The following is a 23491-nucleotide window of genomic DNA, read 5'->3' on the forward strand; positions in this document are numbered from 1 at the left end:
CAATGAACCGGCTGAGGACATTGCTCCACTTGGCGATTATCAGGATTGGAACTGCGACGGATGTGGCCGGTATCGGATATCTGGAACTCTTCTGGCTGAGCTGGATGCAAATAAACAGAGCCTCGAGGTGGAGGCGACACGGATTTGGATTGCAACCAATCGGGCAACAGGTGACGTACCAAACCTTTCAACGTTCGCAGCAAAACAACACAACCTGATAAGGGGTTAGGCGGCGCGTGCTTGGCGTTCTTCGGAGCGCCATGGGTCGTTGGCCCTTGCCAGCGCAGCCATCGGCGGCGGGCTGACGCTGTTGCCGCACATGTGCACCTGTTGTGTCTTGGTGAACGGCTTGCCGTCGGCGCCGTGGCTGATGATGTAGTCGGCCGGGAAGCCTTGGGCTTTGTACAGCTCGGTCGGCTTCAGCATCCGCAGGCAGATGTCGACGATCACATAGGGCGTGCCCTTAACCATCACTGTGACCATGGCCAGGCGGTCCTTGGTGGTGATCGTCGGCGCCGGCGAGTCGCAAGCGCTGATGTTCTCGGTACCGTAGTAGCTGATCAGGAAAGCGGCTACGCGGAGGGCACCGGCTTCGTGTTCAGGCGAAAGGGTGAGCGACACCAGCGAGCTCTTTCCCCCGCCACCGGCAGTAATGGTCGGCGCCGGCTCCTCCAGGCCCTGGCCAATGCTCCCGCCTAATACTCGCTCCATGAATGCGCTGACCAGCCCGTGGTGCTGGCCACCGGCGCTGACGGTGTGCAGCGGGTCATTGAGGTCGCGGGCATCGCAGTTGCCACGCAGGTGCACCAGGTTCGCCACGGCCAACTGCTGCTGGCTGCCGGTGTTGGTGACCGTCGTCATGGGTTCGTGCATACCCTTGGCGTGCGTGGTGTTGAATCCGCCGTTGGCCTGGATCATCACCGCGGCGCTGACGGATTGGCCGCCGCCGCTGGCAGTGACGGTGCCCACCGGGCCGCAGATGTCATTCACCCCGTGGGAGCGGCGCTTGTTTGCGCCGGATCTCTCGCCGTGGCCGGCCTGGACGATACAGGCCGAAGCCAGTGCGTGCTTCACGCCGCCGGCGACAACCGTGCCCAACGGTTGATCCACGCCCGGAACCCGTGGCTCTTGCCCTGGGCGCTCCCCGTAGCCCGACTGAATCAGCGTGGGACTGATCAGCGTAAGCTCGCCGCGATTCGCGCAGGTCACCGTAGGCAGTGGGTCGAGCGGGTCATTGATTCGGTCGCTACCCTGGTGCGTTGCTGGCGCGATCACCGGGCTGACCACGGAAAAGGCGCCACCCTTTGGATAGGAGGTGACTGTGCGCAGCGGCTCATCGGCAGACTGCACGGATTCACCCGACCAGTTTGCAATCGGCACAATGAACGGCGCCGGGCTGTCGATGACGAATTTCTTCATGCCCTTGGCGACGCGGCGCAGCGTTGCGTCGGCCAGATCCTTCTTGCGGCCGAAGATGCTTTTGCCCAGGTCCGTGAAGTCGATGCAGTCAGCAGCGGTCTTCCACTTCTGCTGGCCTTTGGCGGGGATCTTAGCATGGGTCGGCTCAGGCCACACGATCGGCTGGCCGTCGCACCGGGCGATCATGAACAGGCGCTCCCGGCTGGTCGGTGCACCGAAGTCGCATGCCCTGATCACCTTCCACTCCACGACATACCCCATCCCTTCCAGCAGCGCCACAAACCGGCGCCAGGTGCGGCCACGCTGCTTCGGATCAGGGACCAGGAACTGGTTCGATACCGGCACTTGCTCGCCCGGTGCGGCGATTCGGTTGGTGGTCTTTCCCTTCTTGATCGGGTGCGGCACCTGGTCCAGGGTCACCACCCGCCCGGTGGCCTTGTCACGCTTGGCGATCAATCGGCCCCACTGCAGGATCTGCTTCACGTTTTCCAGGCTGATCACCCGGGGGCGCTTCTTGCCTCCCCACTTGAGGCCGATCCAAGACAGGTTGCGGATTTCGCGTTTGCGCGGCTGGCCGCCGGCAGCCTGGCTGTGGTGGGTGCAGTCCGGCGACATGTGGAACCAGCCCACGGCCTTGCCGCCGCATTCGGTGTCCGGGTCACCATCGAACACGTCGGTGGTGAAATGCTTGGCGCCTGGGTGATTCATGGTGTGCATGCTGATGGCTTGAGGGCTGTGGTTCTTCGCCACATTCACCGCGCGGCCCAGGCCCATCTCCAGGCCGGTGCCGGCGCCGCCGCCACCACAGAAGAAGTCGACAACGATCTCATCGTCCTGAGGGTTGAAGCCGAGCCCGTATTGGGTTTTGAAATCGAAGGGGTGTTTCTTCTGTTGTGCGGACATAGGGGATCCTTGCCGAGTCATGCCCGGGCAGTGAGTTTGGATGGGCTGGCGGGGAGCGCGGTTTTGGAGTAAAGGTTTCTGAAAACAATGGAGCGACAAAATGCTATCGACGAAGCTTGTTTTCACCGTTCTTGTAGCCGGGTTTTCGTTAGGGTCGTGTTTACTCTGGGTAAAATCGGCAACAGTCGAGGTAATTCACGATGAGAGTTCGTCTGGCATGGCTGGCGTGTTACTAACGAAGGAGTCTTCCAAAGGCAGAGTCGACATCCTCAAAACAGCCGATGAACAAACGAAGTGGAACAAGTTAGCTGCAGGCTGTGCTGCTACCGCAGCGATATGTCAGGTCGCTTTGACGTGGATGACGTACTGAGGCTATTCACAAAGACCATATGCGGATGAGCAGCTATTCTGGCTATCGGTGCGGGCGATCAGGTCGACCATGTCGAACTGGCGGCCGCCGCGCGCGGTGTTGCTCCAGTCGACGATCCTGTCAATTCCGTGCGTGACGGCCCTGACTTTGTCATCTGACCGGACGGTGGGGTCGGTCACGGTGGCGAAGAACGTAGCCGCTCCTCGCTTGCTGGCAATGCTCACCAGTCGCTCCCACTCACGCACCCGGTCAACTTCCTCTGGCCACCTGGCCGCGATCTGCCGGAGCTCGTCCTTCGCGCACATGATGCAGGGCATACAGCCAACCCGATTGCAGCCTTGCAAGTAAAGCGGGTTTGGCTTGATACCGGCTGCCCGGTGAGCTTCGAATACCGAATCAACCGTCCACTTCAAGATTGGACGGTAGTTGAACAGGCCGCCTCCAACCTCATCGCACTCTGCAAGGTACCTGCGGGCCGGCGATTCATCAGCCCGAACGCCTTGCCAGGACAGCAGCATGTTCTCGCCATCCATAAGCGGCAAGTAGACCTGCTCGATGATTGGATTGCGCTTGAGTTCGTCGGTGCAGAAGCGCGCCTTGGTGCTGGGGAATCGGCCTTTCCAAAGGCACAGGTCCAGGAACGGGTTGCCGGTTGGGTGTAGAACTTCCAGAGCGCCCAGCACCACGGATTCGGCAACACCCTTTTCGCGCCATTTCGTTTCGATGAATTTGCGCTTGCCGGCGATCTGCCTGGAAAAGTCAGCCTTCACCCAGCGGATTGGAACGCCTGTGGCTTCGGCCAAGTAGTGGAGGTAGTCGTAGGTCTCTGGATGCTCATGCCCGGTATCAGCCACTACAGCGCTGAGGTTTGGCACCTCCAGCTCGCGGGCGACCAGCAACGTAGCCGTGCTGTCTTTACCGCCGCTCATGCTGACGATGTTGTGAGTAGGCATAGGGGATCCTCGCCGGCTGGCGTGATTCGTTGATATGGGGTATTACGGGTTACCGGCATGGGGCCGGATCAAGGAGATATGCTGTGGATTTATTCACCCCGCAAATAGGGGGCGATAAGCTTCACCAACATTTTCGCCGTATTTGCGAAGATCTGCCGAGCAATGAATATTGCCGAAAAGTTATAGAGCAATGGGCGGACGGATTCCCAGATAGGGACGGTAAATTCGTAAAAGAGTTTCAAACCACATTTAACTCTAGTTTCTGGGAGATTTACTTACATGCTGCTCTTCGTGAGCTTGGGGCGGAGTTCGACTGGAGTTATTATGCGCCGGACTTTGTGTTGCGGATAAAAGGTTCTGAGTTTTTGCTGGAAGCTACAACTGCTAACGCAGCGAAAGACAGCCTCCCGGAGTGGAGTAAGTCTCTTACTCCGCCCCAGCTTGGGGAGATAAAGTTCAATGAGCTGAATCGAGTGGCAATTATTCGATTGGCGAATGCCTTTATGAATAAGTCGACCCATTATCTTGATAAGTATTCAAAACTAGAGCATGTTAAGGATAAGCCGTTTGTTATAGCGATCGCTCCGTTTGAGCAACCTTGGTTCAATCTGCAGGTTTTTCGAGCGATCGAAGCGCTGTTGTTCGATTTTTATGTAGATGAAGATGAGTATATGGCGAATCCAAGTCGCTTTCCTGATGGGCCCGAGTCGAAAAGCTTGGGTAGCGTAGCGAAAGATAATGGATCGGAAATAGAACTAGGTTTTTTCGACTGCGATCGATTTAGTCACGTTAGCGCTGTCGTTTTCAGTAGTACTGCTACATGGGGTAAAGTTGAAGCATTATCTGGAAATCCCATGTCCGTGATCGCTACTCACTGGGAAACACCGGAGGGTATTACTCGGGAAGTTTCGAGCGGCGGGAAAATTGTTGAGTCTATAACAGACGGCCTTCGCGTATACCACAATCCCTACGCGAAGCATCCGCTTTCACCCGAAGCTTTCCGCAAGGAGAGATTGGTGCAAGTGTGGGCCGACCCTGATGCGCGCGAGATGGTTTTTGAGGAAGCGGAGAAAGCGTTACATCTCAGGCAGGCAATGATTATTAACCAAACGAAAGGTTTCGGGGAAGCGTCAGAACTAGAGGAGTGAAAAATCAAGATTGGTGTCGTTTACGGTCATTCCGTCATCACCCGAATCTCGGCTCAGCTCGCGCCGGCTGGCTTTTTCAAATTCACGCGCTACTTTTTCGCTAATCACGATTTCGTGGCGCGGATACTGCAAGAACTCAACCAACTCGTGGTCGCCCATCAAGTCCATCTTCATGATGGCGATCTGCAAAACCTCGCTGATGATTGGCGTCTTGCCTCTGGTGCAGATCCGCTCCATGGCCTGCTCGATACCCGGCCTGACCCTGTGCCGCAATTCCTTTTCGGCGACCGCCAGGCGCTTCTGCGCAGCCTTGGCCGACCGTTCCTGTACTGATTTGGCCATGACCTACCTCTTCTATTCCGCGGGCCGGCAGTGCGAGCCAGGTTTGACGTTTGCGTTGCTGGATGCGGGCTATGCGGCGCATGAATCGACCTTCACCTGGTGCCAAGCGCCGATGGCTTCGAAGATACGCGCGGCGTGTTCCTCGTCCAGCGACAGGGTGTCTGGTATGGCGATCCAACCCGAAGCCACCATCTGGCTTTGATTGGCCTCGTCGCGCAGCTTCATGTAGCAATGCTCGATTACGTCCTCGAGGTGGTCGGAGAGATAGACGCCGTCGGGTGCCACCTCAACCGACTTGCTGTACCGGTCGCCGCGGGCGTCGATGCAGAGGGCGCTGAGGTAGATCGTCCAGCGGTGGGGGATACCGCAAACGGCCTGGCCAATCTTCCCCGGCGCGATGTTCTTCAGCGATTTGTAATTGATCATGCCCTGGCGGCCGCTGGGGTCGATGTTGACCACCGCGACATGGTTGGAGGCCAGTAGCGAGCGGCACGACCGGGCGATGCGTGTTTGCAGGTTATGCGGCTTGCGCTTGCTCATAAGGCCTCCGCGAGTTTGCGCAGCGCCTTACGCTCAGCCCTGGAAATCGGAGGCTTGCGGCGCTTGAGTATGGTTTCGGGATCGATCTTTTCCGAGCGCTTCGCCGGGTCTGGATTGATCGCCGGACTATCGCCGATGGTGTATTTTCCGCCCGCTGCCAGGTGCCGACGGACCTGACTGGAAAGTTCCAGCGCTTTCTCGCGCCGAAACTCGATGTCTGATTTCAGGTTACTGATCATGATCAGGCTCCTAGGCGATGGGCTTGCGCCCGAGCTTTGTCCGCTACCTCATCAACCATGCGATTCAGCTCCAGGTTGAACTGGACCAGTTCTCTGTGCAGGTTGGCGATGTAGGCTTCGTCGCGGTAAATCGTCTCGATGTAGAGCTGACAATCCTCATCCTGACGCGAGTCGAACGAAATAAAGTCCCACCATTTGCGGCCGGTAACGAACATGCAGCCCTGGACCTGCGGCATGTGTTCTTCGGGCATTCCTTCCAGCCAAGTCCTGATATGTATCGCTTCGTTGAATGGGCACTTCGATTCGGTGCCCCCATCATCATTTATCAGGCCGTCCGGCGAGCAGCCGAGCCAGTCGTACTTGGGGTGAACGATGAATTCGGAGGGTAGGACGATGTTGCCGGTCAGCATTTCGTAGGCGTCCTGGGCCTTTTGTTCTTCAGCGTGCCCCCATTTTAGGGAAGCGCTGCTGACGTTATGTTTGGACTTCTTTGCCAGTCGCTCGAAGCAAAGTTCGCGCATGTATGAGGTGCGAGCCCCCATTGGCTCGCGCTTCCCATTTTTGTCAGGCTTCCCCCAGGCCATCACATCTTTGAAGCGGCTGGCTGTCACGCGGCCAGATCGGTCCGCATGCCACTTCGCTGTGCCCTGAAGTTCCGTTCTCACTATGCCGCCTCCTCTGCGTGTGGCTGGTCGCCGTTGGTGCTGGTCATGTCCGTGAAGTCAGCATCGACGGTCGCCGCCATACTCTTGAGTGCTTCATGGCACTCCAGGCCGATTGCTGCGCGCTGCTTTGGCTTGAGGCCTGCCCACGCTGCTGCGTAAGCGTCGATGTCCTGGCGCTTTGCAACTTCCAGCAGGTCCGCGAATACTCCGTCGATTTCTGGAGAAGGTGATTTGGGTCCGAATGACACCCCAGCGGCGGCGGTGGTGTTCGCAGTTTGCTCAGCAGGAGTGATATCAATCTCGTTCCCGTATGAGCCTTCGAACTCGTCAGGCGTGTAAACACCCAGGATCACGTCAGGGCAAAATAGGCGAGCCCATTTCTTTGTGGCGAGGTACGCAATCTGCTGCTTTGGGTCGTCAGCCCATAGGGTGGAGTTTCGAGTTCGAGCTTGCGCCATGAGCGTCTCAAGCACTCGCGGTTCATCCTCCCCACGGAAGGTTGCCCAAACTCGGACTCCCAGTCCCACCTCGTCGAGCAGGCCCCAGCCAGGCACGCGATATTCCTTGTTTTCCGAGTTTTTCTTAACGAGGAATTTGCCAACAATGTTTTCCCAGGGGCCAAACCATTCATAGTGCAATCGGTCGATGGTGGGAGCCTTGGATGTGATTACGGCGTTGACCAATTGGGCTTCGTAACTCAGTGCGCCACCCTTCACGATGAACGTTTTCTGGGCTACTGCGAATGGGTTCATCTGCCACTGCATTGCCTGCAAGACGATTGCCATACAGTCGGCCCTGTTACCCCGAAGATGCTCAGGAACCGTCGTTTTTCCATCAGCCATCATGGTCGCAAGATCAGTCATCGACCTCATGGTGCCGGGGTCAAGGATGAGCGCTGCCGCGTTGTGCGATGGATCGTGGTATGTGGCGAGGCCTGTCTGTGCTTGGGGGTCTGTATCGGTCATAGCGCCCTCCGTAGCCAGCATGAGGTTTGCTGGCTGTGAGATGGAAAGGGTGGTTAGAAGCGGATGGCACGAAGCCAGGCGCGAGCGGTTTCGAGGTCTACGTCAAAGCCCAGCGCTACAACCTCGACAATGTCGTCAACTGCCGGCGCGGTCGTAGTCAAATCGTCCTGTTCAGCGCTGGTCGCCTGTGAGCTGACTGGTGCGACCTCGGCCTTCGCTTCGATCGACACGGGAACCGTAGCAATGACCGGGGCCGGCGCGGCAGCTTGGGCGCGCAGACGGGCCAGCTCTTCCTGGTCGCGCTGATACTGCGCGTCACGTTCACGCTGCTGGCGCTGCTGTGCTTCCATGTCGCGGCGTTGCTGGTCCAACTCGTCCTGCTGCTTTTTCAAGCGCAGACGATCTTCCTCGGCCCGCTGCTTACGCAGTTCTTCAGCCTCAGCGTCGGCGATGCGTTGCTTCTCGCGCAGTTCGTCCAACTCTTTCTGCTGAGCCAGCAGCTTGGCAGCAGCTTCCTCTCGATCAATGGCAGCCTTGTGTAGCGCTTCCAACTGCTCAATTGCGTTGTCGCGAGCGATGGTGCCTTCGGCTTCAAATTCGCCATATTCTTCGGGCAGGATGACCGACTCCTTAACGCCTTGCAGAATTCCGGCGACGTCTGCAGCGCTGCGGCTTGCGTATGCGGCAGCGACAGAACTGAAGCGGGTAATTTTCGCCCGGATAGCTTCGACACGCTCAGCCTCGACACGCTCTTTCTCGGCCTTAGCGTCGGCGACGCGTTTCTCTTCGGCCTTGATGGCTTCATCGATTGGCTCTTCAAGCACTAGGACGCGAGCTTTCAGCGCTTCACCGAACTCCTTAACTTGGTTGACGCGAGCCTGTGCTTCTTTCACCTTCTGCTGATATGGCACCAGCGCGGTCTTGGTGGTGTTTGCCAGCGCATAGCGCACGTCTCGGATATCGACGCGGACTTCCTTCGCATTTGCCAAGCCTTCGCTCGTCGAGCAGTCAACGACCAGCTTCGCGTAGGTTGTTTCCAAGCGAACGATTTGTTCTTCGTGTGGCCGATATTCAGCGATGTCGGTCACCGCCACGGCAGGGGATACAGCCTTTTTCGCTTCTTCGGCTTCGCTCATTTCGAGCGATTCTTGTGCAGGTGCTTTTTTAGGATTTGTGGACATGACGATCCCTCGCCGCGCCTGGCGCAGCATTGAAAGTGTTGTGGTGGGGTGGCGCCGTTAAGCGGCGGAAACGATAGAGGCGTTGTAGTTGGCGTAAATCTTGTCGATGCGAGCGCGGAAGTAGCGATGTTCGCTGTCGTCGATAACGCGCAGCATGAAGGCCAGGGTGACGCACGATGTAGCAGCTGAGCTGGCATTAGGCTTGCCCAGGTCGCGGATCATGTTTTCGATCTCGCCCTCGATCCAGCTCACAGCGTTCTGATGATCTCGCTGTGCGACGTTCATTCGGCACCTCCTACTGGCGGGCAGATAAGCTCCATTTGAGCCATAACGGCACCTATGCGCAGCTTGAGACTGGCGCGCTCTTTGATGCGCCGAGCCTCGCGCTCAGCGAGGTCGTCAGCCGTGTACTCGTGGAACAGGTCGACGTGCTGCTTCTTGCCAAAGTTGGGCAAGTCCCAGCGCCTGTCGGATTCTCTGGCCTGGGCGCTATCCGCGTAGCTGGTTGGCATCGTGGGTCTCCAGGCGCCGAGCCAGGGCGCAGGCTTCGTTGTGGTTGCGGCGAAACCCCTTCACCTTGCCGGTGGACGAGTCGACGACGTGGAAGAACTCATTGCCGGCCGGGATCACCCGAAACAGCGGCGAGGTCTTCGGTGCACTGGAGCCGACCAGGCCGAGGCAAAGCGCCAAGGCCATATTGCGGCGCTGATTCATTGCGAGCGCTACGTCGCAGTAAGCGTGCTGACTTTGATTCATGGTCAACTCCATTCGTTGGTTCACCTGTATTCGTCAACACTCATGCCTCCCGCTGGTTGCCGATGGGCGCGGGGGAGGAGTGCTGACGTAATAGAGGTGGGGAAGGGGAGATGCCGGTCTTTCCCGGCTGTCATGGCGCTGGTTGTTCAGTCGTACAGGCCATAACTGAAATCGTGCTCGTCGCAATCGATCACCAGCTTCGCACCACCGAAGTAGAGGGCCGCAGTGAGCTTTTCCCACTTCTTGTAAATCATGAAGTTGCGGCCAATGGGTGCGCCGTCCAGCTTCGCGCTGTAGACCTCACCGAAGTCGTAGCCCCGCTCGTTCTGGCCCTTGACGCTGATGCTGATCCGATTTGCCAGCTCCCATTCGGTGCGCTTGGTACCAGAGGAGTATCGAGATGACGAACTGCGCTCTTCCGGCTGTGGGTCAAAGCAGATGTGCATGTGCTTGCTGCTGCCGATGTAGTCGTTTTCAGCCTCACGAATGGTGATGTGCGGGCTCTCCCATTGCTCGTCGGTTGCACGCTCTTTGTTTTCTTCGATGAAGGCATTCAACAAATCGCTCAGGTTTACGAATTCCGGCACGATGTCGTCTTTCAGCGCATCGTCGATCGCTGCTTGCGAACGACGGAGCATTTCGCCTGTAACGCCTGAAGACTCCCACTGTGTTTTCAATGCGGTAGCGATCAGGTCGTTGTAGCGAGTCAGCTCAAACAGATCGCTCACGTTGGATGGCAGCGCATCTTTAATGGCCTGGCTGACCAGCTTGCCCATGTCGCTGTAGCTGCGGAAATTGTCTTTGATAATGTCGGTGAACATGCTTTCCACATGCTTATCGATGATTTCTGCTGGCTTGGCGCTGTCTGTGAATCGGGTTACGCCATCCATCAGCATGGATTGAAGTGTTTGCTCGTTCATTTGGTGCTCCGTGCTTGATCGGTTGTTTTCCCAATGCACCCGACCGAACTGCAGTTGGGTGCATCAGTGAAAACTTCCGCGGTAACCCGCTACTGGCGTCGGTCACCGGCTTGAATCAAATGTCACTCCAGCCGCGGGCCTTTCGGCTTGTTTTCCCGCTGGATAACTTTTCTTGGCGCTTTACGCTGCACGCCCGGGTCAGTTGCCAACCCTCTGAACCGTTTAGGCCGGTTCATCGCTGCCTTTGAATCTGGGCCGGTGGTGATCCGGCAAGGGGTGTCGCTAAAGAGCTTCGAGCCTTCGGCTCTGGCGATCCGCTGTGGCGTCTCGATGGGTATAAATATAGGCAATCCCATATTTATCGTCAATGGGTATTCCCATATATTTTATGGGAGGCGATAAAAAACCCGCTCATTGGCGGGCTCTTTTATGAGTCGCAGTACTGGCGCCAGCCGATCCTGACGGCACCGTCATCCAAATGCTCGACGCTAATGCCGGCGGTGTCGCCGATGTCTTGGATGACCTGGCGCCAGGCTTCAGGGCTTTCGTCGTCGCGTCTGGAAACCTCGACCAATTGAATTCGCTGTACCCGGGGAGAGGTGATCAATCCTTGAAGGCGGCGGCCCACAAGCTCGTAGGAATTTCTCGGTTTGGTTGTGGGGTAGGGCGTCTGGTGCATTCTTCGCTCCTTGCGAGTGCTGTATTTATATACAGTATTGGTGCTGACATGCCTTGGCAAGAGGGCGGCAATAAGTTTCATGCACAAATGCATATTTTTGCGGGGGGGGGCTTCCTCGTGTGCATTGGAGCAATGAGCTAAAGGTGGATGGTTGCCAGGATCGCTGAATCGCGAACAAAGAAAAGCCCGCGATGGGGAGTAGCGGGCTTAAAGGGATGATCGCTAGGAGCTGTGGTTACCATAGGCGCCCGACTGTGAAGGGGTGTGAAAGGAAGTGGCTCATTAGCCGTGCGCATCATTTATGGAAAATTATCTGTTGTCGGTACCCGTTCTCCCCCATCGGTAAAGGGTACCTGCTCTCATCTGTCAGTGAGCGCAATCGCTGTGAGTGTGTAGATTGACTGAAAAGTACCTGGCACTCAGCGGCATCAAAAAATCGTCTGAGCAATGGAAGGACCAAATGGGTAAGTGGCTTGTCAATTTTCAATGAAACCGTAATCAAATCAAGTTGATCGGTCAGGTCTCGATACAGGTCTATGACCATTAGGCTCTCGCTCACGGCAGACGAATAGACATGAACGTCACCAGCACCAATATGTGTGTCTTCGAAGTAGTGGTTGTACAGCTTGGCAATGTCTAGCTCGATTCCAGCGGCGCTCAAAGCGGCTTCTAAATCCGCATTGGGTGAGTGCTCGTCCCCTACCCATGAAACTAAATCGGACATTGATACGCAGATGTCGAACTCATTGGCATAGACGATGGAAGGCATTGGTGGCAGACCTAGATGATGAGTTTGGCGGTTACGCCGGAGGCATGAATCACGACGCTGAGGATAGGTTAAAGGTCTGTATCAGTAGGTAGTCACGATCGCCTGGGCGAGTTGCATATCGGACATGAGGGGCGATCTATAGCTCAATCGGTAGTGTCGGCACGCTTGCTCAAACTGGGCGCCGCGAATCTCGCCATCCGAACCTATGTAGGCGAGGGCGTCGGTCTTAGCTGACTTGAAAACCTTTGGCGGCTCGGTCGTTAGGGATGTGGTCGCCCCAATTAAAATGGTTGGCGCGGAAATTGTGAGGAATATCGCGGCAGCGATAGGGTTGGCGCCATCACCTGATGCGGCCTGCGTGCTGACCGATGCCAGTAGGGCTATCGCCAGTGTCTTCCATAACTCCATGCTTCATTGCTTCCATTGCGATCTAAGGGCGCCACCATAGCAGGGTAGTGGCTCGCCAGAAACAAGAAGCCCGACGCAGGGCCGGGCTCGATGTAACCGCATCAGAAACTAACGATGCTTGTTCTTGTGTTTATGCTTGTTGTTGCCTTTGTGCTTCTTACCATCCGACCGATGATTGCTCTCATCATCCGCCAGGTTGTTTCCAAGCGCGCCACCCGCAGCGCCGCCTAGACCTGCACCGATCGTCGAGCCAGTCGTGCCGCCGAGGCGATTACCGATGAGCGAGCCACCAGCCGAGCCGATACCGCCACCTAATGCGGCTTCAGCTCTGTTGCCTCTCTGAGCACCGACAGCGCTGCCCGCAGCACCACCTACGCCGGCGCCTACCGCCGCTCCCGTTGAGCCGCCGAGCTGTTGACCTACGATGTTGCCAAGTGCACCACCAACGCCGCCTCCAAGAGCGGCTGTGCCATCTCCGGCTGCCATCGCTCCTTGCGAAATGAGGACACCCAAAGCTAGGGCGGGTAGTGTCATTTTCATTTTTTGAACCTCTATGGGTTGTCAGCAGGCGCTCACGGTTTAAAGCACGCCTAGTATTAGGACTGGAGTAGAAGTTTGTAGTTCTCTGCGTGCGGTACCTGCGGGCGAATGGTTGTAACAAGATATGCCGTGACGGATTCGGCTAAGGAGGGCGGGCTTAAGCGGGTGCTAAAAATGGGGATGACCAAAGGAGCCGAGTGTGAACGGGCAGAGACAAGAAGCCCGGCGCTGGGCCGGGCTTTGTTTAAAACCTCATCGTCGATTGCAGGTCTATTCCCTGTGAGGGTTTCACTGCTTCAACGAACATCAGTCTCGGTCGCCCAGATGCATCACATTCATACTGACCTTCAACTAACACTTGGGCGCCCAAAAGCTTCTGACCTTGCTCGCTTGTGACTGTAGGCATCACGCAACGCACCGTCCCTATGTCAAGCACGTTTCGAAGATGAAATCTTCCCGAGTCCAGGTCTATTTCTCGGACCTCTCCGACAAAGCGGCCATATTTTTTTATGTTGGTAACCGGCTTCTGCAATGCGTCCCTTAGAACCACCCGCTCACGAGCAGTGAGAGAAGCTACTCTGGCGTCCGGCGAGGAAATATCGACAGTGTGAATGCCTGCCCGGCCGGTTGGCGATAGCTTGAATACGGTCTCAAGGCTCGCATCCCGCATGGCGGGATCGGGGATCAGTTCATTGATTGCGCCACTAACCCTTTCATCCCCAATAAATTCAGGGATAGCGGGCAATTGTCTGATGGCCTGCTTCAGTACAGAAAAGATCAGTTCAGGCTCGTCGCTGTCGAGGATGGAAGGAATTTCAGAAAGAGTGAAGCCGGCATAAATGCTGCCAGGTGCGAAGCCGGTGAATCGAAGATCCAGGTTATTCGACAGTTTCTTTGCGTCGCGGTCAGAAAGGTCAAAAATGGATCGAGCAAGCATCTTCAGCTGTTTTTCTGCAGAGCCACAAAGCCAGTTAAAAGCATGGAGTCCAGGGGTTGAGGATGCGGTGGAAGGGCCTTCGGCATGGAACACCAGATCTGAGGTGTCATAAATTTTGGCCAACGGCATCTCTTCTTCGTAGAGATCACGAAGCTTGCCTTGAAGAAACTCAATCATTTGGCCCAGTTCGACGCCGTGAACAATCTGCGTCTGCTTGGCTGCGACGATCTGGTCCTGAAACACTGACGCCCTTTTATGGACCTGTTCTACCCAAGTTCCCATGCTTCCACCTCAATTACGCCGCGCGCGTCCTTTTCGTGAAGCCCCTTGTCATGCGCTGTTTTGGGGCCGACGTACTGAAAAAACTGTCCTAGATTCATGCATCCTGCAACCATCAGACTGACATAGAAATCAGCCCTAAAGGAGTTCTTGATTCGAGCGTTCTCAGCTGAGTTGTTTAAAGCCATCAGTTGAACGTGGGCGATCACCATAGGGGATGGCAAGTATACGGTCGCCTCTATATCAGCGGGGTGCTCTTTGTCGGAGAAAAAACTACCACCAAGCACCAACTGAAGCCCAAACGCTTTTCCTCGAAGCTCACCGTCAAAGAACGTTTTGACTTGGTAGTAGAGATCTGACCTGTGCTGATTGAACAGAAAGCGCTGCTCAATATCGCGTAAGGTCCCGACATGGATGCCACCAGGGAGTAACCCTCTGGCATCTAGTGCAGGTATAGGCATCCAATCCTCTTAGCTGATTCCTGTCAATTTGGTTTCCGCTCGTCCGCGTTGTTTGCTGGGGCGGCGAAGCATTTGGAGCTCAGTAAAACTTCTGCAGCGCCTGAACAACCACGCCTACGATCCGACAGTTCTCGTCGACTGCCTCGATCGGGTAGCTCGGGTTCAGCGGCTTCAGGAACAGCCGGCCGCCGTCGCTCACCAGCTTCTTGAATGTGGCCTCATTGCTGTCCGGCAGCTTGGCCACCACCAGCTTACCTGGTGCAACCTCCGCTTCAGTGTCCACCAGGATCAGCGTGCCTTCGGTGATGCTCTGGCCGGCGGGCGCAGTCATCGAGTCGCCTTTGACTGTCAGCCAGAACGCCGGTCCTTTGGAGTCGTACTCCGAAAACTCATAGGTGTCCGAGATTCCAGCTGGGTAGGGTTCCACTGCTTCCGCCCAGGCGCCGGCTGCAACCCAGCTCACTACCGGGTAGCGGAATGATTTGGTGGGCTGGGCGGCAGGGGAGACGTTTGATTCACCAGAGCCAGACGTTAACCCAGGAGCCAGCATTGGCCCGATCTCGTCTGAGAGCCATTTGGCGCTCACCCCACATGCGTCGGCGATCTTCACGACGTGTGCGGTGGCTTTCGATTTTCCACGCTCAAGGTCAGAAATCGACGTCTGCGTGATACCAGCTTTAGCGGCCAATTCGCCCTGGTTGAGCTTGGCGTGCCGGCGCGCTGCCTTTAAACGATCTTTGAATTCCATCCGGCGAGTATTACGGGTGCTCCCATATCCTTGCAAATCGGTATTCCCATAACCTACTATATGGGTATTCCCGTATGGAGGGGCAGCATGAACACTATTTATAAGGACCTCGTTGCCTTCTTCGGCACTCAGGAGGTCACGGCCGAAAAGCTCAAGGTTGATCAAAGCACCGTTTCCGGTTGGGTTCGCGAGAAGCACGGCATGTCTCCAGTGGTTGCCAAGCGAGCGGAGGCGTTGACCGGAGGTGCTTTCAAAAAAGAATCCCTTTGTCCGTCGTTTCCATGGGCCGAGATGGCCGCCTAAGCGACATCCCTGTCCGCCGTTCCATGAAGCCAGATTAGAAGAGAGCCGTCCCCATGCAAACGTCCAGTTCCAGACACACCGTACAAACCCGTGATCAGGTGCTGGTCGCCCATGCTCAAAACCAGATCGCCCGCACCAGCTTGAGCCAGGACGATTTCGCCCAGGCGCTGAGTCGCGAGATCTATCTGACCGTTCCCACCTTGAAGATCGAACTGGCGAAGGTGCCAGATTTTGACGAGCTGGCCCGGCAAAACGATGTGGGTGAGTTCATCAAGGCAACGGGTCGCTGGCTCAAGCGCGTTCAGCGCTGGCTTTCCGGCGACCAGGAAATGCCTTCCTGGCTGGAAGAGTCGTGGGTCAACGCCCTTGAGCCTGAATTCCGGGACCACTGCGTAAACGAGCTGGCAAGCCGACACGGCCTGACCGGCGCCCGCCAGATGACCAGCGACCAATGCGCAAACAAGAGCTTCGGCGCGCTGATCCGCGCCCTGGGTGATGTGATCGACACCGGCAGCGAAGTTTTTGACGACCAGGTGATGTGCGAACTGGATCTGCCGCACTTGCCAGCGTTCGCCAAGCAATGCCGCCAGGTTGAAGCGAAGGCGGGGGAGTTGGGGCGTAGAGCTGAGCAGTTGCTAGCGGCGGCCCGGCCACTGAAATCCATAGCCTGAATTACAGGCACAAAAAAGCCGACGGTCGAGGTCGGCTTCTTCTACAGCTGTAAGCGAGAGAAATCATGCCAAACATTGTTCCGATACACAACCCTCGGGGGTTCACCCGAATGGACAACCAGATGATGGATGGCTTGATGGCCATCGATTTGTCGGCGCGCGAAATGAAGATCGTTCTATACGTGGCAAAGGCCACCTTAAACTTCAGCGCGGGCGCACATCGCATCCCCGCGGTCGATATCGCTAAGGCAACCCACATCCACCCTGACACGGTGTCGAAGGCTATCTCTGGCCTGCTGCGTCGTCGCGTGCTGTACCGTGAAGGCGGTGCGCGCGGCGACATCGGAGTTTGCGACCCAAAAGAGTGGATCTTCGTAGTAGAGCCGAAACAGACCATATCGTCTGATTCGGCTCAAGTGGTCCGAATCGGCTCAGCCGCGAAACAGACCAAAACCGACGACTCCCTTCTTTATACAAAGAAAGAACCCCTATTAACTCTTTCTTCGAAAGAGATTAATCCGCCCCAACCAAAAACCGAACCGGCGAAGGTTGATCGCAAGGCTCCATTCGGCATGGCGCAGTTGCTGGCCGACAACCCGCACAGCATCCCTGAGCAATTGCTGGCCGACTGGCTCACCCAGCGAAAGGCCAAGCGCGCTGCCGTGACCGCAACTGTCTGGTCAACCGTGAACTCCGAGCTGGCCAAGTGCGCCGAAGCCGGGATCACCGCCGACGACGCAATCACCGAGGCGCTGAATTCCGGCTGGCAGGGTTTCAAGGCCTCCTGGGTGATCAAGCGATTGGCTGAGTCCGCACCACCACAGGCGCCACAATCTCGCCACACCGGGTTTGCAGAGCGCAACTACACCGATGGACTGATCCAGCGTGAGGACGGTTCCTATGCGATCTGAGTCCGCTGAGCAACCCGCTCCTGAGCTACCGCCAGGAACACGCATCCAGCCAGGCGACTGTGAGATTCACGGTGCTTTCGAGCAAAAGGTATTCCCTGTGCTGGGCAAGGAGCTGAAGAGCGCCTGCCCTGAGTGCAGCCGGCTCGCGCGCGAGAAGACCGAGGCCGCCGAGTTGGCGAACAAGGCAATGGAGCTGCGTATGGCCATGGAGCGCAAGCTCGGCGCCGCATTGATCCCCAAGCGCTTCGCCTCGAAAACCCTGGACGGCTACATCGCCATCACCGCAGAGCAGCGCAAGGCATTGAACACTTGCCGCCGGTATGCCGCCGAGTTCAAGCAGATCGCCGAGGCCGGTCGATGCTTGTTGCTGTTGGGCAAGCCCGGTACCGGCAAGACGCATCTGTCTGTGGCGATCGCCAACGAGATCATGGCCAGGTCCAGCGCCACGGCTGTGTACCGCACCATCGGTTCTGTGCTGCAGGCGATCCGGGCGACCTACGACCGCACCAGCGACCAGAGCGAAAGCCAAATCCTCGCCAGCTTGATCAGCCCCTCTCTACTCATCCTGGACGAGATTGGCGTCAGCAAGGAGAAGCCCAGCGACTTCGAGCTGACCACGCTGTTCGCAATCATCAACGGCCGCTATGAGCAGATGCGCCCCACGGTGATCGTTTCCAACCTGGAAGCCAAGGCGCTGCCGGATGCCATTGGCGACCGGTGCATTGACCGGCTTCGAGAGGGCGGGGTGATCGTTATCCCGTTCGAGTGGGAATCACAGCGCGGCAAGGAGGGCTTCTGATGTCCGACAAAATCTCAGTCAACTGCCAGGCCAAGCTCTCCGAGGTCATCACCAAAATCAGCGCCATGTACAAAGACAAGAAGTTTGTCGTGGTGACCCTGCGCGCGGGTAAGGACCGAACGCTTGACCAAAACCGGCTGTGGTTTGGGATGTACAAGCGCATCGCAGAAATGACTCAGATCGGCGACCCGGCCGATGCCCGCCGTTACTGCAAGCTGCACTTCGGCGTGCAGATCCTGCTGAACGAGGACGCTGGCTTTCAGGCCGAGTGGTACCGGGTCATGCGCCATCTGCCCTACGAAACGAAGCTGGCCATGATGGGCGAGTGCCATTTGTTCGGCCCCGACGGTTTCCCAGTGACCAGCCTGTTCAATCGCGCCCAGGGCATCAATTACACCGACCGCATCGCCACCTATTTCACAGGCCAAGGTGTGGTTTTCACTGATCTACTCAGCAAGGAGGCTGCATGATCGTCAAGCAACCCAAACCTAAGAAGTGCAAGAACCCGGCATGCGGCATCAGCTTCCCGCCGCAGCGGCTCGGCCAGGCAGTATGTAGTCCGAAGTGCGGTCTGGCCATCAAGGGCGTGAACCAGGCGAAGGCGCGCAAGTCGCTGGCCGATATCGGCCGCAAGGAGCTGCGCGCGGCAAAGGTGAAGATCAAGTCGCGCGCCCAGCACATGAAAGAGGCGCAGGCCGCCTTCAATGCCTGGATTCGCGAGCGGGATATCGGCCTGCCGTGCGTAAGTTGCGGCCGGCACCACAACGGCCAATGGCACGCCGGGCACTACCGCACTGTCGGTGGCAACCCAGAGCTTCGCTTCGAGCCGCTGAACGTGTGGCGCCAGTGCGCGCCGTGCAACAACCACAAATCGGGCGACATCGTGAACTACCGGCTGGAGCTGGTGAGGCGAATCGGCGTCGAAAAAGTGGATTGGCTGGAAGGGCCTCATGAGCCCCGGCGCTACACCATTGAGCAGTTGCAGGCCATCAAGGCCGACTACCGAGCCAAAACCCGTGAACTGAAGAGGGCTGCAGCATGACCTATCGCAACGTTGTTTCAGCAGTAGTTCGAGCCCTCGCGGCCGAGACCATCAGTTCCGCCGGCGGCTGCGACTTTGAGCCGAAGGTGCAGTGCGCCAAGCAGAAGGGGGAGATCGTCGGCAAGGAGGCGGCGTTTCTTCAGGACTGCTGGGTGTTCGGTCGGCTGCACAAGGCGCTCACCCCGGCGCACTGGCGGGCACTTGTGGCAAAGTACTCGACGCACCAGGAGCGCAAGCATGGCGCCATCCTGGAATTGCTGAACTCGGTGAAGACACCGGCGCCGAAGCGCTTCCGGGAATGCGCGGTGCTGACCTGGGCCATTCCACAAGTTGCCGGTGCCGAGGGCAAGCGCTCCGCCGCGGTGCTGCCGGCCGCCTGGTACGACATTACGAATTGGGATAACGACGGCAAGCCAGAGTCAACTCGGTATCGTTGGCGTTCATCCATACGAAATTCTTTGGATGGCCAGGTGAATGAGGCGCTGATGGTCGCTCAAGAGATCCTTGACGCCGAGGGGCTAATGGAGAACCTCATGGCATCATAATTTGCTTCGACAATGAACTGGACAAATGACCTGTACGACGTCAGCTTTGAGATGGGCAGGAGGTGGTTACAGGCTTCCCGCCGACAGGTTTTGATGGACTACAAGGACTCGGTGCCTGGCGTTCTAGTCCTATCCCGCGCTGAAACCACCTTGTGCCAGCCATTTTTCTAATGGTTCCGCTTTCAGGGGTTTTGCTATCAGGTATCCCTGAGCCTCTGAACACCCCCAGAGCGTGATTAGGTCCAGAATGCTTTGGGTTTCGACGCCCTCTGCTACGACTCTATAGCCTAATCCTCTAGCAAGCTCGATGAGTGTCTTAACTAGCCGTTTATCTTTTTCGTTCGTGTTGAGGTTTCTGATTAGTGACTGGTCTAATTTAACGGTACTCACAGGCAGTTGTCTTAGATATGTCCAGTTGCTGTAGCCTGTGCCGAAGTCGTCCACGGAAACTTCAATGCCTAACGCGCGGGCGCGGTCAAGCTGCTCAATAACTGTCTTCGGGTCTGACATGAGCATGCTTTCCGTGAATTCAAGTTCTAGATTTTTCGGCAGAAGGGTGCCGTTTTTTATATATTCTGTAATTTTATTTAAGAACTTAGAGTTATCAAGATCACTGGCAGTGACATTCATGGAAATTCGTAATTCAATACCTTTGCCAAACCACTCCTTAGCTTGGTTAACTACAGCGTCAAGTACCCACAGGGTAATTGAATGTATCAGCGCAGTTTTCTCTGCTAGTGGGATAAACTCTGCGGGGCTGATAGGTCCGAGCGTAGGATGATTCCATCGGATCAATGCTTCAACATTTTCACATGCTAGACTAGGTAATGTGACTTTCGGATGGAAAACCAAGCTCAGTTGATCTTCAGACCGAACTGCATCAGACAGGGAACTCAATAGGGCAAACGCTCGCTGCTGAGCTGCGTCTAACTTAGGTTGATACATCGCCCAGCCCAAGTTTCGAACCCTGGCGTCATCAGCTGCCCCTACCACTAACCGTAACCAGTCCCTCTCTTTTGCATCGGCGATTTTCAATACTCCAATACCTGTCTGCATGAGAATTGGGATTCCTTGACAATCCACCGGTTCGTCGAAATTTGAAAGAATTTCAAGGCAGAGACCTTCCACCGGCTGGCCACTTTCTAAGAGAAACCCAAAACGCGTTGGACTGATTTTGTACAAGAGAGAGTTCTTAGGTAATAAAGACTGAAGTCTACCCTTAACGCTGAGCATTAAATTTTGAGAAAAGCTGTAGCCGAGTGCTTTTACTACGTCATTCAAAAATTTTGGAGATATAACGTCTACGGCAAAGAGATCGTGCTGAATACCACTAGAGCTTGCGAGTCGAATATCTTCTTCCAGTCTGAGTCGGTTGAAAAGGCCGGTAGGCTGATCAATAAAATTACGGGAACGTAAACCCATAATCCGCAAGACAACGAGTTGAGCGAAATAAACGAGCATTGCTGCATCTCGTTTGCTCATTGGTTCTCGAGGTGAAGTATCTATTATGCATAGGCTACCCAGAGAGAAACCATCACTTGTGAGAAGTGGCGCGCTAGCGTAATAGCGAATGAAGGGCGCGCCGGTGACCATGGGGTTATCTTTGAAGCGCTCATCGTCCTTCGCGTCCAAAACCTCTAAAGGCTTTCTGTCGTGTAGCGAGTGAGCGCAGAACGAAACGTCCCGTGGTGTAGTGTATTCTTCGATTCCAATCCGAGCCCTGAACCATTGACGGTGCTTATCGACGATAGAAATTAGCGCGATGGGGGCACTGAAGTATTCTGAAGCCATCAAAATCATTTTTTCGAAGACTTCATCGTCTTGTTCATTTTGCGGGCAGAGAGCCTCAACGCGTTTTAAGCGTTGTGCTTCGTACTCAGGAAAATGGGCGTTCACGTCCATGATCAACCTCTTGCATCACGACCATATGGCTAAACGGTATCATATCCCCCTGCAGGCCTACGACTCCATTTACCTATCGCTCCAATAGGTTAGACCCGGTCACACGTATGGCGCATGCCTCGGATACGACTGTTTTGCCGTTCGAAAGAATTTGGCAGAAATTTGGAGAACTCAGGAAAGTACAATCGGCGGAGCTACAAGAAAAAACTGATACCCAAAAAAATGTTGCACTGAGTGAGAAAATGAGAGACTATTTGTTCATCCTATCGATCTTGCGCGTGAGGGACTCACACTTGAAAGCCCGGCTTGCATGTCGGGCTTTTTGTTGCGCTCAGTTTGTGCAAGGTCGAAAATAGAGCTTCCGACTATAAACTGGGAGAGCGTCATGGTTTTGCGTGGCATGGCACAAATGCATGTCGACGACTTGGCGGAACGGTTCAAGAAGTTGGTTGTAGGGCAGGCTGACAACGCGGATATTCAGTTTGCGTGGGTTGTTTTTTATCAGGGCAGAATGTTCGGAGCTTATTCAACGGCCGAGCTTGCACTGAAGAAAATAACGGACATTGAACACTGCATAAGCATCGACGAGGCCCCAGTCCCTCAAACTTCAAGCGACTAAAGTTTTTATGAAGCCCCGCCTAGAGCGGGGTTTTTTATTGCCCATGGAAGGGCGATTCAGCAAAAGGAATTTGCAGATGTTGAAAGAAATCAGATGCGGTAACTGCAACCGACTTCTCGCCCGTACGGGTGAGTTTACAGAGCTCCAGATCAAATGTTCCCGATGCGGGACGTTGAATCATGTGAAGGCCACGAGCCTCGAGCAATCGCCTTTGAGCGACATGAATGCGGAATCCTCCGCGAACAATCAGTCGACTCAATAGGTGAAAACATGGAACCAGTACAAATCGGCAGCCGTTTCAAATCTGTGGCAACCAGCTACGCCGAGGCAATTTTCACTCCGGCACAGAACGTGAATGGCGCTGTAGTTCGGACAGCTACGATGATAAGCCCCGTCGGGAACGGATTTATTAGTACCGGCACGACCATTCCGGAAGGACGCTGGGTGACCAACGTGCCCGTTATCTTGTCCGCCGTTAGCGGTTCTTCCACTCTTCCATTCTCTGTGACCATTCCTGCGGGTCAGGGCCTGTGGGTAGCAATGACACAGAATGGTGGCGGTACGGCCTACGTGACCTACGACCTTCTGCCTTAAGGCGCGATGGGCTGCTTATGCAGCCGTTTGCTTTTCTCCTGTCCACTACTGACAGGCCAAGGCCCCGGCATTTGCCGGGGCCTTCTTTTTTTCGGCTCCACCACACCCATTGCTCTGAGCTGGGAGTGCTGCTGGGGCTGACCTATTCAAACATGCCCCACGGAGTCGAGCGCATGGAGTATCTACAGCGCCTGCTCGACAAGATCGACAGGTTCGAATTACTGATTGCGGGCCTCGTTGGGGCAGTGATCGCCAGCTGGTGGCACAAGGACGACCTGAACGACTGGCGTGCGTGGATGATCTTCCTCATCACCGGCATGGCCTGCTCGATCTACCTGACGAGCATGGTCAGCACTTACCTGGGTGTGACCGAGCCGAAGATCGTCGCCGGCATAGGCTTCCTGCTGGGTGCCTTCGGCGGCTCGCTCCTGGCGGCCATCAATCGAGCCATCAAATCCGCTGACCTCTGGGCGCTCATTCGCCAGCGGTTCGGGGGAGGCAATCCACCATGAATCTTGAACTGATCAATTCCATCGCCTGCGGCCTTATCGCCCTGTGGGCGGCCTGGTGCGTACTGAGCGGGAAAGTGAGGGACGGCATTCTCGGGAAGCTGATCTACTCGACGATCGCCATCAGCGGCTTTGTCGTCATGGCGCGCAGCCAGAACATCTTCTTCGGCCCGACCACCGCCGGCCTGACGCTGCATGTCGCCCTGGCCTTGGCCGGTGCTCGACACATCTTCATGGTTACGTACTGGCAGCGGGTAAAGGTCTGGCTGTGCCTCACACTGAACTGCGAGCACTGCCTGCACTGTGACAAGGCGCCTGGTGGTATCGAGCGCCGGGGCAAGTAATCCGCGCCACGTTTTCGAATGCGCCAAATC

The 23491-nt window shown here is 56.2% G+C and carries 33 protein-coding genes; 13 read left to right on the plus strand and 20 right to left on the minus strand.

The window, feature by feature from the left end; genetic code table 11:
• Positions 1-225 precede the first annotated feature (225 nt).
• Both AB4O08_RS24275 and AB4O08_RS24280 read right to left on the minus strand, forming a co-directional pair.
• Complete coding sequence (locus AB4O08_RS24275; protein ID WP_460114403.1) at positions 226-2322, minus strand: DNA cytosine methyltransferase; 2097 nt, start codon at positions 2320-2322, stop codon at positions 226-228.
• Between the two features lie 372 nt (positions 2323-2694).
• Positions 2695-3645, minus strand: a complete 951-nt coding sequence (locus AB4O08_RS24280) for a phosphoadenosine phosphosulfate reductase domain-containing protein (RefSeq protein ID WP_460114404.1) — start codon at positions 3643-3645, stop codon at positions 2695-2697.
• An 83-nt stretch (positions 3646-3728) separates the two neighbouring features.
• Between AB4O08_RS24280 and AB4O08_RS24285 the strand changes: the two genes are divergently transcribed.
• Complete coding sequence (locus AB4O08_RS24285; RefSeq protein ID WP_460114405.1) at positions 3729-4793, plus strand: hypothetical protein; 1065 nt, start codon at positions 3729-3731, stop codon at positions 4791-4793.
• On the opposite strand, the gene AB4O08_RS24290 is transcribed toward AB4O08_RS24285, so the two are convergent.
• The 17 genes from AB4O08_RS24290 to AB4O08_RS24370 all read right to left on the minus strand — a co-directional run bounded on the left by AB4O08_RS24290 (position 4782) and on the right by AB4O08_RS24370 (position 15222).
• Positions 4782-5135: a hypothetical protein gene (locus AB4O08_RS24290; RefSeq protein ID WP_460114406.1), complete on the minus strand. Its 354-nt coding sequence runs from the start codon at positions 5133-5135 to the stop codon at positions 4782-4784. The two genes, AB4O08_RS24285 and AB4O08_RS24290, sit on opposite strands and share 12 nt — an antisense overlap.
• A 69-nt stretch (positions 5136-5204) precedes the next feature.
• The gene (locus AB4O08_RS24295) at positions 5205-5675 is read right to left on the minus strand and encodes a hypothetical protein (RefSeq protein WP_460114407.1); all 471 of its coding nucleotides are present in this window, start codon (positions 5673-5675) and stop codon (positions 5205-5207) included.
• A complete protein-coding gene (locus tag AB4O08_RS24300; RefSeq protein ID WP_460114408.1) occupies positions 5672-5914 on the minus strand; it encodes a hypothetical protein in 243 nt (80 codons plus the stop codon). The genes AB4O08_RS24295 and AB4O08_RS24300 overlap by 4 nt, the downstream gene beginning before the upstream one ends.
• 2 nt (positions 5915-5916) lie before the next feature.
• Positions 5917-6579 carry a lambda exonuclease family protein gene (locus tag AB4O08_RS24305; protein WP_460114409.1) on the minus strand — a complete coding sequence of 221 codons (663 nt, stop codon included), beginning with the start codon at positions 6577-6579 and terminating at the stop codon, positions 5917-5919.
• A complete protein-coding gene (locus AB4O08_RS24310) occupies positions 6579-7544 on the minus strand; it encodes a RecT family recombinase (protein ID WP_460114410.1) in 966 nt (321 codons plus the stop codon). The genes AB4O08_RS24305 and AB4O08_RS24310 overlap by 1 nt, the downstream gene beginning before the upstream one ends.
• A gap of 53 nt (positions 7545-7597) precedes the next feature.
• Positions 7598-8725, minus strand: coding sequence for a hypothetical protein (locus tag AB4O08_RS24315; protein ID WP_460114411.1), 1128 nt, complete (start codon positions 8723-8725; stop codon positions 7598-7600).
• Positions 8726-8782: 57 nt separating this feature from the next.
• A complete protein-coding gene (locus tag AB4O08_RS24320) occupies positions 8783-9010 on the minus strand; it encodes a hypothetical protein (RefSeq protein WP_460114412.1) in 228 nt (75 codons plus the stop codon).
• Positions 9007-9237: a hypothetical protein gene (locus AB4O08_RS24325; RefSeq protein WP_460114413.1), complete on the minus strand. Its 231-nt coding sequence runs from the start codon at positions 9235-9237 to the stop codon at positions 9007-9009. Before AB4O08_RS24325 ends, AB4O08_RS24320 begins: the two co-directional genes overlap by 4 nt.
• Complete coding sequence (locus AB4O08_RS24330) at positions 9215-9481, minus strand: hypothetical protein (RefSeq protein ID WP_460114414.1); 267 nt, start codon at positions 9479-9481, stop codon at positions 9215-9217. Before AB4O08_RS24330 ends, AB4O08_RS24325 begins: the two co-directional genes overlap by 23 nt.
• A gap of 146 nt (positions 9482-9627) precedes the next feature.
• Positions 9628-10401 (minus strand): hypothetical protein, encoded by a 774-nt coding sequence (locus tag AB4O08_RS24335; protein WP_460114415.1) that lies wholly within the window; start codon positions 10399-10401, stop codon positions 9628-9630.
• Positions 10402-10828: 427 nt separating this feature from the next.
• A complete protein-coding gene (locus tag AB4O08_RS24340) occupies positions 10829-11080 on the minus strand; it encodes a DUF1654 domain-containing protein (protein ID WP_457243410.1) in 252 nt (83 codons plus the stop codon).
• Positions 11081-11375: 295 nt separating this feature from the next.
• Entirely contained in the window at positions 11376-11849 is a 474-nt protein-coding gene (locus tag AB4O08_RS24345) for a hypothetical protein (protein ID WP_099491208.1), read from the minus strand.
• Between the two features lie 81 nt (positions 11850-11930).
• A complete protein-coding gene (locus AB4O08_RS24350) occupies positions 11931-12257 on the minus strand; it encodes a DUF2388 domain-containing protein (protein WP_460114416.1) in 327 nt (108 codons plus the stop codon).
• Between the two features lie 108 nt (positions 12258-12365).
• A complete protein-coding gene (locus tag AB4O08_RS24355) occupies positions 12366-12797 on the minus strand; it encodes a hypothetical protein (protein ID WP_169388688.1) in 432 nt (143 codons plus the stop codon).
• A gap of 244 nt (positions 12798-13041) precedes the next feature.
• On the minus strand, positions 13042-14016 hold the full coding sequence (locus AB4O08_RS24360; RefSeq protein ID WP_460114417.1) for a hypothetical protein: 975 nt from the start codon (positions 14014-14016) through the stop codon (positions 13042-13044).
• Entirely contained in the window at positions 14001-14474 is a 474-nt protein-coding gene (locus AB4O08_RS24365; protein ID WP_170045120.1) for a DUF6932 family protein, read from the minus strand. The genes AB4O08_RS24360 and AB4O08_RS24365 overlap by 16 nt, the downstream gene beginning before the upstream one ends.
• A 79-nt stretch (positions 14475-14553) precedes the next feature.
• A complete protein-coding gene (locus AB4O08_RS24370; RefSeq protein WP_060764994.1) occupies positions 14554-15222 on the minus strand; it encodes a LexA family protein in 669 nt (222 codons plus the stop codon).
• Positions 15223-15309: 87 nt separating this feature from the next.
• On the opposite strand from AB4O08_RS24370, the gene AB4O08_RS24375 reads away from it, so the two are divergent.
• From AB4O08_RS24375 to AB4O08_RS24405, 7 genes are all read left to right on the plus strand, one after another.
• Positions 15310-15525 carry a helix-turn-helix domain-containing protein gene (locus AB4O08_RS24375; protein ID WP_003218319.1) on the plus strand — a complete coding sequence of 72 codons (216 nt, stop codon included), beginning with the start codon at positions 15310-15312 and terminating at the stop codon, positions 15523-15525.
• 53 nt (positions 15526-15578) lie between these two features.
• A complete protein-coding gene (locus AB4O08_RS24380; RefSeq protein ID WP_457243404.1) occupies positions 15579-16196 on the plus strand; it encodes a hypothetical protein in 618 nt (205 codons plus the stop codon).
• 110 nt (positions 16197-16306) lie between these two features.
• Complete coding sequence (locus tag AB4O08_RS24385) at positions 16307-17107, plus strand: replication protein (protein ID WP_460114418.1); 801 nt, start codon at positions 16307-16309, stop codon at positions 17105-17107.
• Positions 17097-17906 carry an ATP-binding protein gene (locus AB4O08_RS24390; protein WP_353631365.1) on the plus strand — a complete coding sequence of 270 codons (810 nt, stop codon included), beginning with the start codon at positions 17097-17099 and terminating at the stop codon, positions 17904-17906. The genes AB4O08_RS24385 and AB4O08_RS24390 overlap by 11 nt, the downstream gene beginning before the upstream one ends.
• The gene (locus AB4O08_RS24395; RefSeq protein ID WP_457243402.1) at positions 17906-18376 is read left to right on the plus strand and encodes a hypothetical protein; all 471 of its coding nucleotides are present in this window, start codon (positions 17906-17908) and stop codon (positions 18374-18376) included. Before AB4O08_RS24390 ends, AB4O08_RS24395 begins: the two co-directional genes overlap by 1 nt.
• Complete coding sequence (locus tag AB4O08_RS24400) at positions 18373-18948, plus strand: recombination protein NinG (protein ID WP_460114419.1); 576 nt, start codon at positions 18373-18375, stop codon at positions 18946-18948. Before AB4O08_RS24395 ends, AB4O08_RS24400 begins: the two co-directional genes overlap by 4 nt.
• Positions 18945-19493, plus strand: coding sequence for a hypothetical protein (locus AB4O08_RS24405; protein WP_068936747.1), 549 nt, complete (start codon positions 18945-18947; stop codon positions 19491-19493). The genes AB4O08_RS24400 and AB4O08_RS24405 overlap by 4 nt, the downstream gene beginning before the upstream one ends.
• Positions 19494-19622: 129 nt before the next feature.
• On the opposite strand, the gene AB4O08_RS24410 is transcribed toward AB4O08_RS24405, so the two are convergent.
• A complete protein-coding gene (locus AB4O08_RS24410) occupies positions 19623-21395 on the minus strand; it encodes a sensor domain-containing phosphodiesterase (protein WP_368945267.1) in 1773 nt (590 codons plus the stop codon).
• Between the two features lie 385 nt (positions 21396-21780).
• Between AB4O08_RS24410 and AB4O08_RS24415 the strand changes: the two genes are divergently transcribed.
• From AB4O08_RS24415 to AB4O08_RS24435, 5 genes are all read left to right on the plus strand, one after another.
• A complete protein-coding gene (locus AB4O08_RS24415) occupies positions 21781-22014 on the plus strand; it encodes a hypothetical protein (protein WP_068936743.1) in 234 nt (77 codons plus the stop codon).
• Positions 22015-22090: 76 nt separating this feature from the next.
• On the plus strand, positions 22091-22276 hold the full coding sequence (locus AB4O08_RS24420) for a Com family DNA-binding transcriptional regulator (RefSeq protein ID WP_368945269.1): 186 nt from the start codon (positions 22091-22093) through the stop codon (positions 22274-22276).
• An 8-nt stretch (positions 22277-22284) separates the two neighbouring features.
• The gene (locus AB4O08_RS24425) at positions 22285-22608 is read left to right on the plus strand and encodes a hypothetical protein (protein WP_092489149.1); all 324 of its coding nucleotides are present in this window, start codon (positions 22285-22287) and stop codon (positions 22606-22608) included.
• 173 nt (positions 22609-22781) lie between these two features.
• Entirely contained in the window at positions 22782-23120 is a 339-nt protein-coding gene (locus AB4O08_RS24430; RefSeq protein ID WP_003218335.1) for a hypothetical protein, read from the plus strand.
• Positions 23117-23461: a hypothetical protein gene (locus AB4O08_RS24435; protein ID WP_460114420.1), complete on the plus strand. Its 345-nt coding sequence runs from the start codon at positions 23117-23119 to the stop codon at positions 23459-23461. Before AB4O08_RS24430 ends, AB4O08_RS24435 begins: the two co-directional genes overlap by 4 nt.
• Positions 23462-23491: the final 30 nt, after the last annotated feature.

The sequence above is a fragment of the Pseudomonas sp. H3_E07 genome (assembly GCF_054668895.1).

Excerpts from the sequence above, each read along its gene's own strand:
- AB4O08_RS24275 (WP_460114403.1), bottom strand. The coding sequence starts at position 2,322 with ATGTCCGCACAACAGAAGAAACACCCCTTCGATTTCAAAACCCAATAC.
- AB4O08_RS24280 (WP_460114404.1), bottom strand. The coding sequence starts at position 3,645 with ATGCCTACTCACAACATCGTCAGCATGAGCGGCGGTAAAGACAGCACG.
- AB4O08_RS24290 (WP_460114406.1), bottom strand. The coding sequence starts at position 5,135 with ATGGCCAAATCAGTACAGGAACGGTCGGCCAAGGCTGCGCAGAAGCGC.
- AB4O08_RS24295 (WP_460114407.1), bottom strand. The coding sequence starts at position 5,675 with ATGAGCAAGCGCAAGCCGCATAACCTGCAAACACGCATCGCCCGGTCG.
- AB4O08_RS24300 (WP_460114408.1), bottom strand. The coding sequence starts at position 5,914 with ATGATCAGTAACCTGAAATCAGACATCGAGTTTCGGCGCGAGAAAGCG.
- AB4O08_RS24310 (WP_460114410.1), bottom strand. The coding sequence starts at position 7,544 with ATGACCGATACAGACCCCCAAGCACAGACAGGCCTCGCCACATACCAC.
- AB4O08_RS24315 (WP_460114411.1), bottom strand. The coding sequence starts at position 8,725 with ATGTCCACAAATCCTAAAAAAGCACCTGCACAAGAATCGCTCGAAATG.
- AB4O08_RS24320 (WP_460114412.1), bottom strand. The coding sequence starts at position 9,010 with ATGAACGTCGCACAGCGAGATCATCAGAACGCTGTGAGCTGGATCGAG.
- AB4O08_RS24325 (WP_460114413.1), bottom strand. The coding sequence starts at position 9,237 with ATGCCAACCAGCTACGCGGATAGCGCCCAGGCCAGAGAATCCGACAGG.
- AB4O08_RS24330 (WP_460114414.1), bottom strand. The coding sequence starts at position 9,481 with ATGAATCAAAGTCAGCACGCTTACTGCGACGTAGCGCTCGCAATGAAT.
- AB4O08_RS24335 (WP_460114415.1), bottom strand. The coding sequence starts at position 10,401 with ATGAACGAGCAAACACTTCAATCCATGCTGATGGATGGCGTAACCCGA.
- AB4O08_RS24340 (WP_457243410.1), bottom strand. The coding sequence starts at position 11,080 with ATGCACCAGACGCCCTACCCCACAACCAAACCGAGAAATTCCTACGAG.
- AB4O08_RS24345 (WP_099491208.1), bottom strand. The coding sequence starts at position 11,849 with ATGCCTTCCATCGTCTATGCCAATGAGTTCGACATCTGCGTATCAATG.
- AB4O08_RS24350 (WP_460114416.1), bottom strand. The coding sequence starts at position 12,257 with ATGGAGTTATGGAAGACACTGGCGATAGCCCTACTGGCATCGGTCAGC.
- AB4O08_RS24355 (WP_169388688.1), bottom strand. The coding sequence starts at position 12,797 with ATGAAAATGACACTACCCGCCCTAGCTTTGGGTGTCCTCATTTCGCAA.
- AB4O08_RS24360 (WP_460114417.1), bottom strand. The coding sequence starts at position 14,016 with ATGGGAACTTGGGTAGAACAGGTCCATAAAAGGGCGTCAGTGTTTCAG.
- AB4O08_RS24365 (WP_170045120.1), bottom strand. The coding sequence starts at position 14,474 with ATGCCTATACCTGCACTAGATGCCAGAGGGTTACTCCCTGGTGGCATC.
- AB4O08_RS24370 (WP_060764994.1), bottom strand. The coding sequence starts at position 15,222 with ATGGAATTCAAAGATCGTTTAAAGGCAGCGCGCCGGCACGCCAAGCTC.
- AB4O08_RS24375 (WP_003218319.1), top strand. The coding sequence starts at position 15,310 with ATGAACACTATTTATAAGGACCTCGTTGCCTTCTTCGGCACTCAGGAG.
- AB4O08_RS24380 (WP_457243404.1), top strand. The coding sequence starts at position 15,579 with ATGCAAACGTCCAGTTCCAGACACACCGTACAAACCCGTGATCAGGTG.
- AB4O08_RS24385 (WP_460114418.1), top strand. The coding sequence starts at position 16,307 with ATGGACAACCAGATGATGGATGGCTTGATGGCCATCGATTTGTCGGCG.
- AB4O08_RS24390 (WP_353631365.1), top strand. The coding sequence starts at position 17,097 with ATGCGATCTGAGTCCGCTGAGCAACCCGCTCCTGAGCTACCGCCAGGA.
- AB4O08_RS24395 (WP_457243402.1), top strand. The coding sequence starts at position 17,906 with ATGTCCGACAAAATCTCAGTCAACTGCCAGGCCAAGCTCTCCGAGGTC.
- AB4O08_RS24400 (WP_460114419.1), top strand. The coding sequence starts at position 18,373 with ATGATCGTCAAGCAACCCAAACCTAAGAAGTGCAAGAACCCGGCATGC.
- AB4O08_RS24405 (WP_068936747.1), top strand. The coding sequence starts at position 18,945 with ATGACCTATCGCAACGTTGTTTCAGCAGTAGTTCGAGCCCTCGCGGCC.
- AB4O08_RS24410 (WP_368945267.1), bottom strand. The coding sequence starts at position 21,395 with ATGGACGTGAACGCCCATTTTCCTGAGTACGAAGCACAACGCTTAAAA.
- AB4O08_RS24415 (WP_068936743.1), top strand. The coding sequence starts at position 21,781 with ATGGTTTTGCGTGGCATGGCACAAATGCATGTCGACGACTTGGCGGAA.
- AB4O08_RS24420 (WP_368945269.1), top strand. The coding sequence starts at position 22,091 with ATGTTGAAAGAAATCAGATGCGGTAACTGCAACCGACTTCTCGCCCGT.
- AB4O08_RS24425 (WP_092489149.1), top strand. The coding sequence starts at position 22,285 with ATGGAACCAGTACAAATCGGCAGCCGTTTCAAATCTGTGGCAACCAGC.
- AB4O08_RS24430 (WP_003218335.1), top strand. The coding sequence starts at position 22,782 with ATGGAGTATCTACAGCGCCTGCTCGACAAGATCGACAGGTTCGAATTA.
- AB4O08_RS24435 (WP_460114420.1), top strand. The coding sequence starts at position 23,117 with ATGAATCTTGAACTGATCAATTCCATCGCCTGCGGCCTTATCGCCCTG.